Here is a 15,150-nt window from a genome sequence, read left to right as displayed (position 1 = left end):
TTCCGGGGCTGGTCACGCCGCCTCCTGCTCGGTGAGCTGGGAGAGCACGATCTCCCGGTACGTCGGGTTGTCGGCCATCAGTTCGTGGTGGGTTCCGGTGCCGACGACGGCGCCCTCGTCGAGGACGATGATCCGGTCGGCGTCGCGGATGGTGGACACCCGCTGGGCGACGATCAGGACGGTGGCGTCGGAGGTCTCGCGGGCGAGCGCCTTGCGGAGCTTGGCGTCGGTGGCGTAGTCCAGCGCGGAGAAGGAGTCGTCGAAGAGGTAGACGGAGGGCCGGCGGACGAGGGTCCGGGCGATGGCCAGGCGTTGGCGCTGGCCGCCGGAGACGTTGCCGCCGCCCTGGGCGATGGGGGCGTCCAGGCCTTCGGGGAGCTTCTCGACGAACTCCTTGGCCTGGGCGATCTCCAGGGCGTGCCAGAGTTCCTCGTCGGTGGCGTCGGGTCGGCCGTAGCGGAGGTTGCTGGCGACGGTGCCGGAGAAGAGGTAGGGCTTCTGCGGGACGATGCCGACGCTCTCGGCGAGCGCGGCGGGGGCGAGTTCGCGGACGTCCACGCCGTCGATCAGGACCCGGCCGGAGGTGGCGTCGAAGAGCCGGGGGACGAGGCCGAGCAGGGTGGACTTGCCGCTGCCGGTGGAGCCGATGATGGCGGTGGTCTCGCCGGGGCGGGCGGTGAGGTCGATGCCGCGCAGCACCGAGGCCTCGGCGCCGGGGTAGCGGAAGTCGACGTCGCGCAGTTCCAGGTTGCCGCGGCGTGCCGTCTCGGTGACGGGGGCGGTGGGCGGGACGACGCTGCTGTGGGTGCCGAGGACCTCTTGGATGCGCTCGGCGCAGACCTCGGCGCGCGGCACCATCATGAACATGAAGGTGGCCATCATGACGCTCATCAGGATCTGCATCAGGTAGGAGAGGAACGCGGTGAGCGCGCCGATCTCCATGGCGCCGCTGTCGATGCGGTGCGCGCCGAACCAGAGCACGGCGACGCTGGAGACGTTCACCACCAGCATGACGGCGGGGAACATGACGGACATCAGCCGGCCGACCTGGCGGGCGACGTCGGTGAGGTCCTCGTTGGCGCCGGCGAAGCGGGCCTGCTCCTGGTCGTCCTTGACGAAGGCGCGGATGACGCGGATGCCGGTGATCTGCTCGCGCAGCACCCGGTTCACGGTGTCGATCCGCTCCTGCATGCTGCGGAACTTGGGGCGCAGCGCGCGGACCAGGAGGAGCACGACGACGCCGAGCGCGGGGATGACGGCGAGCAGCAGGCCGGACAGCGGGACGTCCTGGTTGAGCGCCATGATGATGCCGCCGACGCACATGATCGGCGCGGCGACCATGAGCGTGAAGCTCATCAGGGCGAGCATCTGGACCTGCTGGACGTCGTTGGTGGTGCGGGTGATCAGCGAGGGCGCGCCGAACTGGCCGACCTCGCGGGCGGAGAAGCTCTGCACGCGGTCGAAGACGGCGGCGCGGACGTCGCGGCCGAACGCCATGGCGGTGCGGGCGCCGATGAAGACGGCGCCGATGGAGCACAGGGCCTGGACGACGGTGACGGCGATCATCACCCCGCCGACGCGCAGGATGTAGCCGGTGTCGCCCTTGACCACACCGTCGTCGATGATGTCGGCGTTGAGTGTCGGCAGGTAGAGCGCCGCGAGGGTGGACACCAGCTGGAGCAGCACCAGCAGGGTGATCGGTCGGGAGTACGGGCGCAGGTACGCCCTCAGCAGTCTGATCAGCACTAGCACACTCTTGTCGTCGCCGGTCGGGTTGGCCACCCCTAATTCTGGGTGGTCCATGGTGCGGGGCGGGCCATTCGGCGTGTGGGAACCGGAGGTTTGCCCGGCCTTTGCCCTGCGGCAGGGTGCGGCACGGGGGGTGCGGGGGCGTGCCGTCGGGTACTGCCCTCTTACGGAATGACCGCTTTCCCCCTAGGCTGCTGATTGCCCCTTTGTTACTGACCGGTACCGCTCAGGTGAACCGGGGGCCCGGCGGCCGCCCCCCATGGACGCCGCGACAATCCCTCACACGGCCACCCGCCACCGGAGGTCCTCGTTGAGTTCCGCGCAGTCCCTGATCGGCTCCGGCAGGCCCGACCTCGTCGCCGGGCGTCCCGCCTCCGTCGCCCACCTGTTCCTGGAGCGGGTCGCCCTGACCCCGAACGCCGAGGCCTACCGCTACCCCTCGCCCGTGGACGAGCAGGCCGCCGACGGCGCGCCCGGCGCCGAGCAGTGGCGCTCGCTCACCTGGGCCCAGACGGCGACCCGGGTGAAGGCGGTGGCCGCCGGCCTGATGGCGCTCGGCATCCGGCCCGAGGACCGGGTGGCGCTGGCCTCCTCGACGAGGCTCGAGTGGATCGTCGCCGACCTGGGCGCCATGTGCGCGGGCGCCGCGATCACCACCGTCTACCCGAGCACCAACGCGGACGAGACCGCGTTCATCCTCTCCGACTCCGGCTCCCGGGCGCTGTTCGCCGAGAACGCGGCCCAGCTGGCCAAGGCCGTCGGGCAGATCGACCGGCTGCCCGAGCTGCGCACCGTGATCCTCTTCGACGCGCCCGCCGAAGCCCCCGAGACCGCCGGCCTCGACCTGATCACCCTCGCCGAGCTGGAGGAGCGCGGCACCCGGTACCTGGCCGAGCACCCGGGCGCGGTGGAGAAGGCCGTCGAAGGGCTCGACAAGGAGCAGCTGGCCACCCTGATCTACACCTCCGGCACCACCGGCCGCCCCAAGGGCGTGCGCCTGGTGCACGACTGCTGGGCGTACGAGGGCCGGGCGCAGGAGGCCAGCGGGCTGCTGGGCCCCGACGACGTGCAGTTCATGTGGCTGCCGCTGTCGCACGTGTTCGGCAAGACGCTGATCTCCGGGCAGATCGCCACCGGGCACGTGATGGCGGTGGACGGCCGGGTGGACCGGATCATCCACAACCTGCCGGCGATCCGGCCGACCGTCATGGCCTCGGCGCCGCGCATCTTCGAGAAGGTCTACAACGGCATCGCGGGCAAGGCCAGGGCCGAGGGCGGCGCCAAGTACAAGATCTTCATGTGGGCGGCCAAGGTCGCCCGCGAGCACGCCCGGGTGGTGCAGGAGAACCGGGTCGCCACCGGGACCGACTCCGCCCCGCTGGGCCTGCGGGCGCAGCACGCGCTGGCCGACAAGCTGGTGTACGCGAAGATCCGGGCGGCCTTCGGCGGCCGGCTGCGCGGCGCGGTCTCCGGCAGCGCCGCGCTCGCCCCGGAGATCGGCTACTTCTTCCTCGGCGCCGGGGTGCCGATCCTGGAGGGCTACGGCCTGAGCGAGACCAGCGCCGGCTCCTGCGTCAACCGCGCGGAGGACGTGCGGATCGGCACGGTGGGCCGCCCGCTGCCCGGCACCGAGGTGCGGATCGCCGAGGACGGCGAGATCCTGCTGCGCGGCCCGGGCGTCATGCGCGGCTACCACAACCTGCCGGAGAAGACCGCCGAGGTGCTGGAGCCGGACGGCTGGTTCCACACCGAGGACATCGGCGAGCTCACCCCGGACGGCTTCCTGCGGATCACGGACCGCAAGAAGGACCTGTTCAAGACCTCCGGCGGCAAGTACGTGGCGCCCAGCGAGGTCGAGGGCAAGTTCAAGGCGGTCTGCCCGTTCGTCAGCAACATCCTGGTGATCGGCAACGGTCGCAACTACTGCACCGCGCTGATCGGCCTGGACGAGGCGGTCCTGCTGCCGTGGGCCGCCGAGCACGGCCTGGCCGGCAGGTCCTACGCCGAGCTGGCCGTCGAGCCGGCCGTGCACCAGCTGATCGAGGGCTTCGTCAAGCGGGTCAACGGCGACCTCCAGCGCTGGCAGACGATCAAGAAGTTCCACCTGCTGCCGCGCGACCTCGACATCGAGCACGGCGAGCTCACCCCGAGCCTGAAGATCAAGCGCCCGGTGGTCGAGCGGACCTACGCGGACGCGGTGGCCGCGATGTACGCGGGCGCCAACGAGGCCTGAGCACCCCAGCTCCCGTACGGCCCGCCGGTTCGGTCGGGCCGTACGGGACAATGGGCTCATGCCCTCCGCACTCCCCGACGGCGAACCGGTGCCGTCCGACGGTTCCCTGCCCGCGCACGCCCTCGACGGGCTGGGCTCGCGGCCGTTCGGCTTCTACCTGCACGTGCCGTACTGCGCCAGCCGCTGCGGCTACTGCGACTTCAACACGTACACCGCCACCGAGCTGCGCTCCTCCGGGGCGGTCGCCTCGCAGGACACCTACGCGGACAACGTGGTCGCCGAGATCCGCCTGGCCCGGAAGGTGCTGGGGGACACGGACCTCCCGGTGCGGACGGTCTTCCTCGGCGGTGGCACCCCGACCCTGCTGCCCGCCCGCGACCTGGTGAGGATGCTCGCCGCGATCCGCGACGAGTTCGGCCTCGCCGAGGACGCCGAGATCACCACCGAGGCCAACCCGGAGTCGGTGGACCCGGCGTACCTGGCCGAACTGCGCGAGGGCGGCTACAACCGGCTCTCCTTCGGCATGCAGAGCGCCCGCCCGCACGTGCTGAAACTGCTGGACCGCCACCACACCCCGGGCCGCCCCGAGGCGTGCGTGGCCGAGGCCCGCGCGGCCGGCTTCGAGCACGTCAACCTCGACCTGATCTACGGCACCCCGGGCGAGTCCGACGACGACTGGCGGGCCTCCCTGGACGCCGCCATCGGCGCCGGGCCCGACCACGTCTCCGCGTACTCGCTGATCGTCGAGGAGGGCACCCGGCTCGCCGCCCGGGTCAAGCGCGGCGAACTGCCGATGATCGACGACGACGTGCACGCCGACCGCTACCTGATCGCCGAGGAGGCGCTGAGCGCCGCCGGCTACTCCTGGTACGAGGTCTCCAACTGGGCCACCACCCCCGAGGGCCGCTGCCGCCACAACGAGCTCTACTGGACCGGCGCCGACTGGTGGGGCGCCGGCCCCGGCGCCCACAGCCACGTCGGCGGCGTCCGCTGGTGGAACGCCAAGCACCCCGCCGCCTACGCCCGGGCCCTCGCCGAGCAGCGCACCCCCGCCCAGGCCCGCGAGCTGCTGGCCGACGAGGACCGCCGCGTCGAGCGCGTCCTGCTCGAACTGCGCCTCGTCGAGGGCGTCCCCCTCGACCTGCTCACCGCCACCGGCCGCGAGTGGGCCGCCCGCCACCTCGCCGACGGCCTCCTCGCCCCCGGCCCCTACGAGCGGGGCCGCGCCGCCCTCACCCTCCGGGGCCGCCTCCTGGCCGACGCGGTGGTACGTGACCTGGTGGACTGAGTATCGTTAACGTGGTGTCAGCCGTCGGAGGGAGCGCGCCATGACCGCCATCGATGACCGGGTGACGGGGATCTTCGAGAACCTGGAGGTCCCCGAAGGCTTCAAAGCCGAGCTCATCAGGGGGGAAATCGTGCTGATGGCCGGGCCGGATCTGGTCCACAACATCATTGTCGAAGCCATCCGCGACCAGCTTCCCCGGTCGCGGTGGCACCGCTTGACCACGCAGGACATCGACCTTCCCGGGCTGACGAGCGAGCCCCAGCCGGATCTCGTCGTGTTCGAGCGGGACGCCTTCGAGGGGCCCGGCCGTTTGGTTCCCGCGCCCCTTCTCACGTTGGTGGTCGAGGTCGTCTCCAAGACCAGCGTCCTGCGCGACTACCGGACCAAGCGGGAGTTGTACGCGGAGGGCGCGATTCCGGTGTACCTGGTCGTCGACCCGATCAAGGCCGTCTGTGTGCTCCTGACCGAGCCGACCCCGGCGAGCGCCTCCGGACTCCCGGACTACACGGTGGAGCGGACGACCAAGTTCGGCGAACCCGTTCCGCTGGACCTGCCGGGCATCACACTCGACACCTCGGAGTTCAAGACCTACTCCTGACCCGGCAGGGCCGTGAAGTCGATCAACTCCTCCACCCGGCCCAGGAGTTCGGGCTCCAGGTCCTTGTAGCTGTTCACCTTCGACAGGATGTGCTTCCAGGCCGCCGGGGTGTCCACCGGCCAGCCGAGGCGGCGGCAGGTGCCCTCCTTCCAGTCCTCGCCCCTCGGGACGGCGGGCCAGGCGGGGATGCCGACGCTGGCGGGCTTAACGGCCTGCCAGATGTCGATGTAGGGGTGGCCGACGACCAGCACCGAGGCGCCGGTGACCTGGGCGGCGATGCGGTGCTCCTTGGTGCCGGGGAGCAGGTGGTCGACCAGGACGCCGAGGCGCCGTTCCGGGCCGGGGGCGAAGTCGGCGACGATCGCGGGCAGGTCGTCGATGCCGCGCAGGTACTCGACGACCACGCCCTCGATCCGCAGGTCGTCGCCCCAGACCCGCTCGACCAGCTCGGCGTCGTGCCGGCCCTCGACGTAGATCCGGGACTCGCGGGCGACCCGGGCGCGGGCGTTCGGGACGGCGATCGAGCCGGAGGCGGTACGGGCCGGGGTGCGGGGCGCCGCCGGGCCGGCCGGGCGGACCAGGGTGACGACCCTGCCCTCCAGCAGGAAGCCGCGCGGCACCAGCGGGAACACCCGGTGCTTGCCGAACCGGTCCTCCAGGGTGACGGTGAACCCCTCCGCGGTCTTCTCGCAGCGCACCACCGCCCCGCAGAAGCCGCTCGCCGCCTCCTCGACCACCAGGTCCCGCTCGGCGGGCACCTCCGGGGCGGGCTGCTGCTTCTTCCACGGCGGGGTCAGGTCGGGTCCGTACTGGCGGCTGCGCATGGTCGCGAGTCTACGGACGGACCGTCACAGGCCCGGCGCGCCCCAGACCGGGAACCAGCGGCTGAGGTCCTTCTCCAGCCGCAGGTCGTTCCCCAGCATCGCGTTGACCTGCAGCTCCAGCGGGCTGTTGCGCCGCTCCCCGCCGCCGGGCATCGGGGCGAAGGGGTAGAACGTTCCCCGTTTGTACAGGTAGACCAGGGCCAGCGACTGCCCCTCGGGGTTGCGGAAGGCCACCAGCGAGCAGAGCAGCTGCGGCCCGAAGCCGTTCGCCTCCAGCTCGCTGTTGACCGCGTGCAGGTCGTTCACCAGCTCCGGCAGTTCCTCGGGCCGGTGGCGGGCGAGCAGCCAGGTGTAGCCGTAGCCGTCCTTGGAGGCCTCCACCGGGACGCCGCCGCGCTCGGTGTCGGCGTCCAGCAGCGCCCTGACCTGCTGCTCGACCTGGACGAAGGCCGCGCCCTCGACGGCGGCGAAGCAGACCGAGCCGAGCCCGGTGGGGGTGAACCCGGCCCCGGCCTCCAGGGTGAGCGCGGCGGACGGCACGCCGAACAGCTGGTCGAGGTCGGGCTTGACGGGCTTGGTGCGGCCGAACAGGGTGTCCAGGAATCCCACGGCGGTCCTTTCGGGACGGAACGGACTGGGACGGGTCGGGTCGGAATCGGCTGGGACGGGTCGGGACGGAATCGGTGGGTCGGGTCGGGCTCAGTGTCCGAGCTGCCCGGAGATCCTCGCCAGCTGCTCCAGCCGCTTCTCCAGCGTCGGGTGGGTGGAGAACAGCTGCGAGGCGGTCTCCCGGGCGCTCAGCGCGGGGGCGAAGTAGAAGGCGTTGTACGGCTGCGCCTGGCGCAGGTCCTTGCTGGGGATGGCCGCGATCTGCCCGGTCACCTTGGTGAGCGCCGAGGCCAGGGCGCTGGGCCGGCCGGTGAGCTGCGCTGCGGCCCGGTCCGCGGCCAGCTCGCGGTAGCGGGACAGCAGCCGGGTGAGCAGGAAGCTGATCGCGTAGACGACGATCGACACCAGCGGGATGATCAGCGCCAGGACGGCCGCGTTCTGGTCGTTGTTGTTGCGCCCGCCGCCCATGAACCCGCCGTACACGGCGATCCGGGTCATCGCCCCGGCGAGGACGCCGAGGAAGCCGGCGATCGTCATCACCGCGACGTCCCGGTGGGCGACGTGCGACAGCTCGTGGGCGAGGACGCCCTCCAGCTCCTCCGGCTCCAGCCGGCGCAGCAGCCCGGTGGTCACGCAGACCACCGCGTTCTGCGGGTTGCGGCCGGTGGCGAAGGCGTTCGGCATGTCGCTGTCGGCGACCGCCACCCGGGGTTTGGGCATGTCGGCGAGGGCGCAGAGCCGGTCGACCGTGCCGTGCAGCTGGGGGAACTGTTCCGGGGACACCTGGCGGGCGCCCATCGCCCGCTCGGTGATCTTGTCGCTGAACCAGAACTGGGCCACGAACAGCCCGCCGGAGATCAGGACGATCAGTGGCCAGGCGCCGCGCAGCAGCGCGATCAGCAGGCCGGTGAAACCGACGTACAGCAGCCCGATCACGAACATCGTCGCGACCATGCGGCTGGTCAGGCCGCGGTCGGGCGCGAAACGGGTGTGCTGGCCCGAGCTCGACATCGCTTGCTCCTCCGTTCGCCGTCGCTTTCGATGCTGCCACCCGGACGGCTTCCCGGCACCACTGCGGCGCCGGGAGGATCGAACCGGCGGGGCCCCGCGGGCCGTGTCCGGAACTGCGGGCAGGATCACCCCGGTCGGGCCGTTCCTGCCACAGGACCCGGGCCGTACACTGGCAGGTACGGTTCTGGCACTCGTACGTTCAGAGTGCCAAGGCCGAGGGCCCCGGAACGGCCCGCAGCGAGGGACACGGTCGGACGACGTGCGAGGACGGAGGTGCGTGCCCCATGGCCGGTGAGGTCCGCCAGCTGGACGAACGCAAGCTCGCGGTGCTCCGCGCGATCGTGCAGGACTACGTGGGCACCGAGGAGCCGGTCGGCTCCAAGGCCCTGGTGGAGCGGCACAACCTCGGGGTCTCCCCGGCGACCGTCCGCAACGACATGGCGGCGCTGGAGGAGGACGGCTACATCCACCAGCCGCACACCAGCGCCGGCCGCATCCCCACCGACAAGGGGTACCGCCTCTTCGTCGACAAGCTCGCCGAGATCAAGCCGATGACCGCCCCCGAGCGCCGGGCCATCCGGCACTTCCTGGACGGCGCGGTGGACCTGGACGACGTGGTCGCCCGCACCGTGCGGCTGCTCGCCCAGCTCACCCGGCAGGTCGCGGTGGTGCAGTACCCGTCGCTGACGCGCTCCACAGTCCGGCACATCGAGCTGGTGGCGCTGGCCCCGGCCAAGGTGATGCTGGTGCTGATCACCAACACCGGCCGGGTCGAGCAGCGGATGGTCGACTGCCCGGGCCCGGTCGGCGAGACGGTGCTGGCGGACCTGCGGGCCCGGATCAACGCGAGAGCCGCCGGCCGGCGCCTCCCGGAGGTCCCGGGGCTGCTGGAGGAGCTGCCGGCGCAGTTCGAGCAGGCCGACCGGCCGACCGTCAGCACGGTCCTGGCGACGCTGTTCGAGACGCTCGCCGAGCAGAACGAGGAGCGGATCATGCTGGCCGGCACGGCCAACCTGACCCGCTTCGGGCACGACTTCCCGCTCACCATCCAGCCGGTGCTGGAGGCCCTGGAGGAGCAGGTCGTCCTGCTCCGTCTCCTGGGTGAGACCGCGGACGCCGGGATGACGGTCCGGATCGGGCGGGAGATCGCCTACGAGGGGCTGAATTCCACCTCGGTCGTTTCGGTCGGCTACGGTTCGGGCGACGAGAGCGTGGCGAAACTGGGTGTGATCGGTCCGACCCGGATGGACTACCCGGGCACAATGGGGGCGGTGCGAGCGGTGGCGCGGTACGTGGGCCAGATCCTGGCCGAGTCCTAGCAAGGGTCGCCGTCGGGCCTCCGACGGCGGCGTCCAGTCGCAGCACTACTACAGGCGGAACAAGCGGAGCATTTGGTGGCCACGGACTACTACGCGGTACTCGGCGTCCGACGGGATGCGGGGCAGGACGAGATCAAGAAGGCGTTCCGGCGCCTGGCACGCGAACTGCACCCGGACGTCAACCCGGACCCGAAGACGCAGGAGCGGTTCAAGGAGATCAACGCCGCCTACGAGGTGCTCTCCGACCCGCAGAAGCGTCAGGTCTACGACCTCGGCGGGGACCCGCTGTCCCCGGGCGGCGGCGGTGCGGGCGGCTTCGGGGCCGGCGCGGCGGGCTTCGGCTTCTCCGACATCATGGACGCCTTCTTCGGCGCCGCGGCCGGCCAGCGCGGCCCGCGCTCGCGCACCCGCCGCGGCCAGGACGCCATGATCCGGCTGGAGATCACCCTGGAGGAGGCCGCCTTCGGCACCACCAAGGAACTCCAGGTCGACACCGCCGTCACCTGCACCACCTGCAGCGGCGAGGGCGCGGCCCCCGGCACCTCGGCGCAGACCTGTGACATGTGCCGCGGCAAGGGCGAGGTCTCCCAGGTCACCCGGTCCTTCCTGGGCCAGGTCATGACCTCCCGCCCCTGCCCGCAGTGCCAGGGCTTCGGCACCGTCGTGCCGACCCCGTGCCCGGAGTGCGCCGGCGACGGCCGCGTGCGGGCCCGCCGCACCCTGACCGTCAAGATCCCGGCCGGTGTCGACAACGGCACCCGGATCCAGCTGGCCGGCGAGGGCGAGGTCGGCCCCGGCGGCGGCCCGGCCGGCGACCTGTACGTCGAGATCGCCGAGACCACCCACAACATCTTCCAGCGGCGCGGGGACGACCTGCACTGCACCGTCACCATCCCGATGACGGCGGCCGCGCTCGGCACCCAGGTGCCGCTGCAGACCCTGGACGGCCTGGAGGAGGTCGACATCCGGCCCGGCACCCAGTCCGGGCAGTCGATCCCGCTGCACGGCCGGGGCATCACCCACCTGCGCGGCGGCGGCCGGGGCGACCTGATAGTGCACGTCGAGGTGAAGACGCCCAGCAAGCTCGACGCCGAGCAGGAGGAGCTGCTGCGCCGCCTCGCGGTGCTGCGTGGCGAGGAGCGCCCGTCCGGCCAGTTCGCACCGGGCCAGCAGGGCCTTTTCTCCCGGCTGAAGGACGCCTTCAACGGCCGGTAGTCGTCCGCGGAGGGGTGCCGGGGGCTCGGCCCCCGGCACCCCTTCCGTGTGTCCGTCCCACTTCTGGAGGTTTTCCGTCATGACCGCGCCCGTCTTCTTCGTCGAGACCGAGCGGATCGCCGCCGCCGCGCCCGGGGCCGTGGTGCGCCTGGACGGCCCGGAGGGGCGGCACGCGGCCGCGGTCAAGCGGCTGGAGCCGGGCGAGGCGGTGACCCTGGCCGACGGGCTGGGGCTCGGCGTGGACGGCACGGTCGACACGGTGCTCGGCAAGGACGGGATCGACGTGACGGTCGCCGCCGTGCGACGGGAGCCGGAGCCCGCGCCGCGGATCGTGGTCGTCCAGGCGCTGCCCAAGGGCGACCGCGGCGAGCTGGCCGTGGAGACGATGACCGAGGTCGGCGTGGACGTGGTGATCCCGTGGTCCGCCTCGCGCTGCATCACCCAGTGGAAGGGCGAGCGCGGCGCCAAGGCGCTCGCCAAGTGGCGGGCCACCGCCCGGGAGGCCGGCAAGCAGTCCCGCCGGCTGCGCTTCCCCGAGGTCCGGGACGTGATGACCACCCGGCAGCTGGCGCCGGTGCTGCTGGGGGCCGCGTTCGCCGCCGTGCTGCACGAGGAAGGCGCCGAGCCGCTGGCGCACGCCGGTCTGCCGGAGGCCGGGGACATCGTGCTGGTGGTCGGCCCGGAGGGCGGGGTCTCCCCGGAGGAGCTGGCCGCCTTCGCCGAGGCCGGCGCCAAGCCGTACCGGCTGGGCCCCTCGGTGCTGCGCACCTCCACCGCCGGGGTCGCCGCCGGCGCACTGCTGCTGGGGCGCACCGGCCGCTGGTCGTAGCGCGCCCCGGCGCCCTGGTCGCGGCCGTGTGACGGCCGTCCGCGGGCGGCGCCGGGAGTCTGCGGAAAACGGCGCGGACCGTACGCGCGGCTGCCTAGGCTGGCCGGGTGACGGACTCCCTGAGCACCTCCCCGAACAGCTCGGCGGGCGCCTACCTGCGCCATCCCCACCTGCACGGCGACCTGGTCGCCTTCGTCGCCGAGGACGACCTCTGGCTCGCCCCGCTGGAAGGCGGCCGGGCCTGGCGGCTGACGGCGGACCACCTGCCGGTCCACCACCCGCGGTTCTCCCCGGACGGGCGTCACCTCGCCTTCACCACCACCCGGGACGGCGCCCCCGAGGTGCACGTGGTGCCGGTGGACGGCGGCCCGTCGCGCCGGCTCACCCACTGGGGCAGTCACCAGACCCGGGTGCTGGGCTGGACGGCCGACGGCCGCCCGATCGCCGCCACCGCCGCCGGCGAGTCGAGCTTCCGCCGCACCTGGGCGCACGCCGTGCCGCTGGACGGCGGCGAGCCGCAGCGGCTGCCGTACGGGCCGGTCGGCGCCCTCGCCTTCGAGCCGGGCGGTGACCGGGTGCTGCTGAACAGCGTCAACGGCCGCGACCCGGCCTGGTGGAAGCGGTACCGGGGCGGGCGGGCCGGCAAGCTGTGGCTCGGCCGGGACGAGTTCGCCCGCGTCCACGCGGAGCTGGACGGGCAGCTGGACTCGCCGCTGTGGGTGGCCGGGCAGGACGGGCGCGACGGCAGGATCGCCTTCCTGTCCGACCACGAGGGCGTCGGCGAGCTGTGGTCCAGCCGCCCGGACGGCACCGACCTGCGCCGCCACACCACCGACCCGGACGGCTTCTACGCCCGGGGCGCCACCACCGACGGCACCCGGGTGGTCTTCCACCGGGCCGGCGACCTCTGGCTGCTGGACGACCTGGCGGGCGCCGAGCCGCGCCGGCTGGACGTCCGCCTCGCCGGTCCGCGGGCCGGGTGCCGCCCCCGCCCGGTGCCCGCCGCGCACTGGCTGGACTCCGTCGCCCCCGACCGCACCGGCCGGGGCAGCGCCGTGGTGGTGCGCGGCAGCGTGCACTGGCTGACCCACCGCGAGGGCCCGGCCCGGGTGCTGGACGAGACCCCCGGCGTGCGCGGGCGCCTGGCCCGGGTGGTGCCCGGCGAGGACGGCGCCCAGGGCGTGCTGTGGGTGACCGACGCCGAGGGCGAGGACGCCCTGGAGTTCGCCCCCGACCTGCACGGCACCGAGCGCCGCCGGCTGGCCGCGGGGCGGCTCGGCCGGGTCAACTCGCTGACGGTCTCCCCGGACGGCAAGCGGGCCGCGCTCGGCGTGCACGACGGCCGGGTGCTGCTGGTCTCGCTGGCCGACGGCGCCGTGCACGAGCTGGATCGCAGCGCCGACGGCGAGCCCGGCGGGCCCGCCTTCAGCCCGGACTCGGCCTGGCTGGCCTGGTCGCGCCCGGTGCGCGGGATGGGCCCGCACTCGCTGCGCCAGATCGTGCTGGCCGACCTGGCCACCCGGACCGTCGGCGAGGTCACCCAGCCGCGCTTCGTGGACACCTCGCCCTCCTTCACCGCGGACGGCCGCTACCTGGCCTTCCTGTCGGTGCGCAACTTCGACCCGGTCTACGACGCCCACGTCTTCGACCTGTCGTTCCCGAACGGCTGCCGCCCCTACCTCGTCACGCTGGCCGCCGACACCCCCTCCCCGTTCGGCCCGCGGCGGGCCGGGCGCCCGCTCGGCGGGGAGGAGGACGAGCCGAAGGCCGGGAAGGCGGACGGCGAGGCGGCGGCCGGTGCCGCGCCGGTGACCAGGGTGGACCTGGACGGCATCGCCGACCGGATCGTCCCCTTCCCGGTCGAGGGCGGCCGCTTCGAGGAGCTGGCCGCCGCCAAGGACGGCGTGCTCTGGACCAGGGCCCCGCTGATGGGCGAACTCGGCGACGAGGCCGCCTCGTTGGACGACGACCGGCCGCGCCCGGTGCTGGAGCGCTTCGACCTGCGCAAGCGCCGGGTCGAGCAGCTGGTGCACGGCGTGGACGACTTCGCGGTCAGCGCGGACGGCACCCGGGTGGCCGTGCTGGACGAGGGCGAACTGCGGGTCGTCCCGGCCGACCACAAGGGCGGCGACGACGAGGAGACCGCCGTCGACCTCGCCCGGCTGCGGGTGACCGTCGACCCGGCCGCCGAGTGGCGGCAGATGTACGCCGAGAACGGCCGACTGATGCGGGACAACTTCTGGCGCCCCGACCTCTCCGGCGTCGACTGGGCCGGGGTGCTGGAGCGCTACCGGCCGCTGGTCGAGCGGATCGGCTCGCACGACGAACTGGTCGACCTGCTCTGGGAGGTGCACGGCGAACTCGGCACCTCGCACGCCTACGTGATGCCGTACGGCCGGTACACCGAGCCCGCCCGGCGCCAGGGCCTGCTCGGCGCCGACCTGGTCCGGGACGGCGAGCAGTGGCGGATCGCCCGGATCCTGCCCGGGGAGTCCTCCGACCCCAGGGCCCGATCGCCGCTGGCCGCGCCCGGCGCGGCGATCCGCCCGGGCGACGCGGTGCTCGCCGTCAACGGCCGCCCGGTGGACCCGGTCACCGGGCCGGCGCCGCTGCTGGCCGGCACCGCCGGGCAGCCGGTCGAGCTGACCGTGGCCGGGAAGGACGGCACCGACCGGCGCCACCCGGTGGTCGTCCCGCTCGCCGACGAGGAGGCGCTGCGCTACCACGACTGGGTGGCCGGGCGGCGGGCCGCGGTGCGCGAGCTGTCCGGCGGGCGGCTGGGCTACCTGCACATCCCCGACATGCAGACGGCCGGCTGGGCCCAGCTGCACCGCGACCTGCGCAGCGAGATGGCCAGGGAGGGCCTGGTCGTCGACGTCCGGGGGAACCGGGGCGGCCACACCTCGCAGCTGGTGATCGAGAAGCTGGCCCGCCGGATCATCGGCTGGGACGTCATCCGGGACACCGACCACCCGGTGCCCTACCCGGCGGACGCCCCGCGCGGCCCGGTGGTCGCGCTCGCCGACGAGTTCACCGGTTCGGACGGCGACGTGGTCAACGCCGCCGTCCAGGCGCTCGGGATCGGCCCGGTGGTCGGCACCCGCACCTGGGGCGGGGTGATCGGCATCGACAGCCGCTACCGGCTGGTCGACGGCACCCTGGTCACCCAGCCCAAGTACGCGCTCTGGATGGAGAACTACGGCTGGGGCCTGGAGAACCACGGCGTCGACCCGGACGTCGAGGTGCCGTTCGCCCCGCACCACTGGGCGGCCGGCGAGGACCCCCAGCTGGCCGAGGGCGTCCGGCTCGCGCTGGCGGGGCTCGCCGAGACCCCGGCCCGCACGGCGCCGCCGCTGCCCTGGGCGTAGCGGGGCTCGGTGGCGGGGCTTCGTAGCGGGAAGCCGGAGTGGGAAGTCGGCCGGGCCCACCCGCGCGGAGGCCTCCGACGTCGCCAACTCCGACATCGACGGCACCG

At 73.2% G+C, this 15,150-nt stretch carries 11 protein-coding genes; 7 read left to right on the top strand and 4 right to left on the bottom strand.

The genetic code is table 11. From position 1 onward, the window contains the following. Positions 1 to 12: 12 nt before the first annotated feature. Positions 13 to 1,746, bottom strand: coding sequence for an ABC transporter ATP-binding protein (locus tag ACWDBE_RS06430; protein ID WP_449807385.1), 1,734 nt, complete (start codon positions 1,744 to 1,746; stop codon positions 13 to 15). 313 nt (positions 1,747 to 2,059) lie between these two features. Between ACWDBE_RS06430 and ACWDBE_RS06425 the strand changes: the two genes are divergently transcribed. Genes ACWDBE_RS06425 through ACWDBE_RS06415 form a run of 3 tightly spaced genes read left to right on the top strand, consistent with a single transcriptional unit; the run spans position 2,060 to position 5,868 of the window. Further along, complete coding sequence (locus tag ACWDBE_RS06425; RefSeq protein ID WP_449791801.1) at positions 2,060 to 3,982, top strand: AMP-dependent synthetase/ligase; 1,923 nt, start codon at positions 2,060 to 2,062, stop codon at positions 3,980 to 3,982. A gap of 58 nt (positions 3,983 to 4,040) precedes the next feature. After that, on the top strand, positions 4,041 to 5,270 hold the full coding sequence (gene hemW / locus ACWDBE_RS06420; RefSeq protein ID WP_449791802.1) for a radical SAM family heme chaperone HemW: 1,230 nt from the start codon (positions 4,041 to 4,043) through the stop codon (positions 5,268 to 5,270). A 40-nt stretch (positions 5,271 to 5,310) separates the two neighbouring features. Further along, positions 5,311 to 5,868, top strand: a complete 558-nt coding sequence (locus ACWDBE_RS06415) for a Uma2 family endonuclease (RefSeq protein ID WP_449807384.1) — start codon at positions 5,311 to 5,313, stop codon at positions 5,866 to 5,868. Here ACWDBE_RS06415 and ACWDBE_RS06410 read toward each other — a convergent pair. From ACWDBE_RS06410 to htpX, 3 genes are all read right to left on the bottom strand, one after another. Then, positions 5,859 to 6,692 (bottom strand): DUF3097 domain-containing protein, encoded by an 834-nt coding sequence (locus tag ACWDBE_RS06410; RefSeq protein ID WP_392920165.1) that lies wholly within the window; start codon positions 6,690 to 6,692, stop codon positions 5,859 to 5,861. The two genes, ACWDBE_RS06415 and ACWDBE_RS06410, sit on opposite strands and share 10 nt — an antisense overlap. Before the next feature lie 24 nt (positions 6,693 to 6,716). Continuing rightward, complete coding sequence (pspAB, locus tag ACWDBE_RS06405; protein ID WP_449791804.1) at positions 6,717 to 7,301, bottom strand: PspA-associated protein PspAB; 585 nt, start codon at positions 7,299 to 7,301, stop codon at positions 6,717 to 6,719. Between the two features lie 90 nt (positions 7,302 to 7,391). Beyond that, positions 7,392 to 8,312, bottom strand: a complete 921-nt coding sequence (gene htpX, locus ACWDBE_RS06400; protein WP_449791805.1) for a zinc metalloprotease HtpX — start codon at positions 8,310 to 8,312, stop codon at positions 7,392 to 7,394. A 284-nt stretch (positions 8,313 to 8,596) separates the two neighbouring features. Here htpX and hrcA point away from each other — a divergent pair, with 284 nt between their 5' ends. From hrcA to ACWDBE_RS06380, 4 genes are all read left to right on the top strand, one after another. Then, positions 8,597 to 9,631: a heat-inducible transcriptional repressor HrcA gene (hrcA, locus tag ACWDBE_RS06395; RefSeq protein WP_449791806.1), complete on the top strand. Its 1,035-nt coding sequence runs from the start codon at positions 8,597 to 8,599 to the stop codon at positions 9,629 to 9,631. Positions 9,632 to 9,706: 75 nt separating this feature from the next. Beyond that, the gene (gene dnaJ, locus ACWDBE_RS06390; protein ID WP_387748296.1) at positions 9,707 to 10,846 is read left to right on the top strand and encodes a molecular chaperone DnaJ; all 1,140 of its coding nucleotides are present in this window, start codon (positions 9,707 to 9,709) and stop codon (positions 10,844 to 10,846) included. A gap of 79 nt (positions 10,847 to 10,925) precedes the next feature. Next, positions 10,926 to 11,675 carry a 16S rRNA (uracil(1498)-N(3))-methyltransferase gene (locus ACWDBE_RS06385; protein ID WP_449791807.1) on the top strand — a complete coding sequence of 250 codons (750 nt, stop codon included), beginning with the start codon at positions 10,926 to 10,928 and terminating at the stop codon, positions 11,673 to 11,675. Positions 11,676 to 11,782: 107 nt separating this feature from the next. After that, positions 11,783 to 15,043: a S41 family peptidase gene (locus ACWDBE_RS06380; protein ID WP_449807383.1), complete on the top strand. Its 3,261-nt coding sequence runs from the start codon at positions 11,783 to 11,785 to the stop codon at positions 15,041 to 15,043. The last annotated feature ends 107 nt before the right edge of the window (positions 15,044 to 15,150 follow it).

This window comes from Kitasatospora sp. NPDC001132, assembly GCF_053598415.1.
This window is presented reverse-complemented; position numbering and strand designations above follow the sequence as displayed.

Excerpts from the sequence above, each read along its gene's own strand:
- hemW (WP_449791802.1), top strand. The coding sequence starts at position 4,041 with ATGCCCTCCGCACTCCCCGACGGCGAACCGGTGCCGTCCGACGGTTCC.
- ACWDBE_RS06415 (WP_449807384.1), top strand. The coding sequence starts at position 5,311 with ATGACCGCCATCGATGACCGGGTGACGGGGATCTTCGAGAACCTGGAG.
- ACWDBE_RS06410 (WP_392920165.1), bottom strand. The coding sequence starts at position 6,692 with ATGCGCAGCCGCCAGTACGGACCCGACCTGACCCCGCCGTGGAAGAAG.
- htpX (WP_449791805.1), bottom strand. The coding sequence starts at position 8,312 with ATGTCGAGCTCGGGCCAGCACACCCGTTTCGCGCCCGACCGCGGCCTG.
- hrcA (WP_449791806.1), top strand. The coding sequence starts at position 8,597 with ATGGCCGGTGAGGTCCGCCAGCTGGACGAACGCAAGCTCGCGGTGCTC.
- ACWDBE_RS06385 (WP_449791807.1), top strand. The coding sequence starts at position 10,926 with ATGACCGCGCCCGTCTTCTTCGTCGAGACCGAGCGGATCGCCGCCGCC.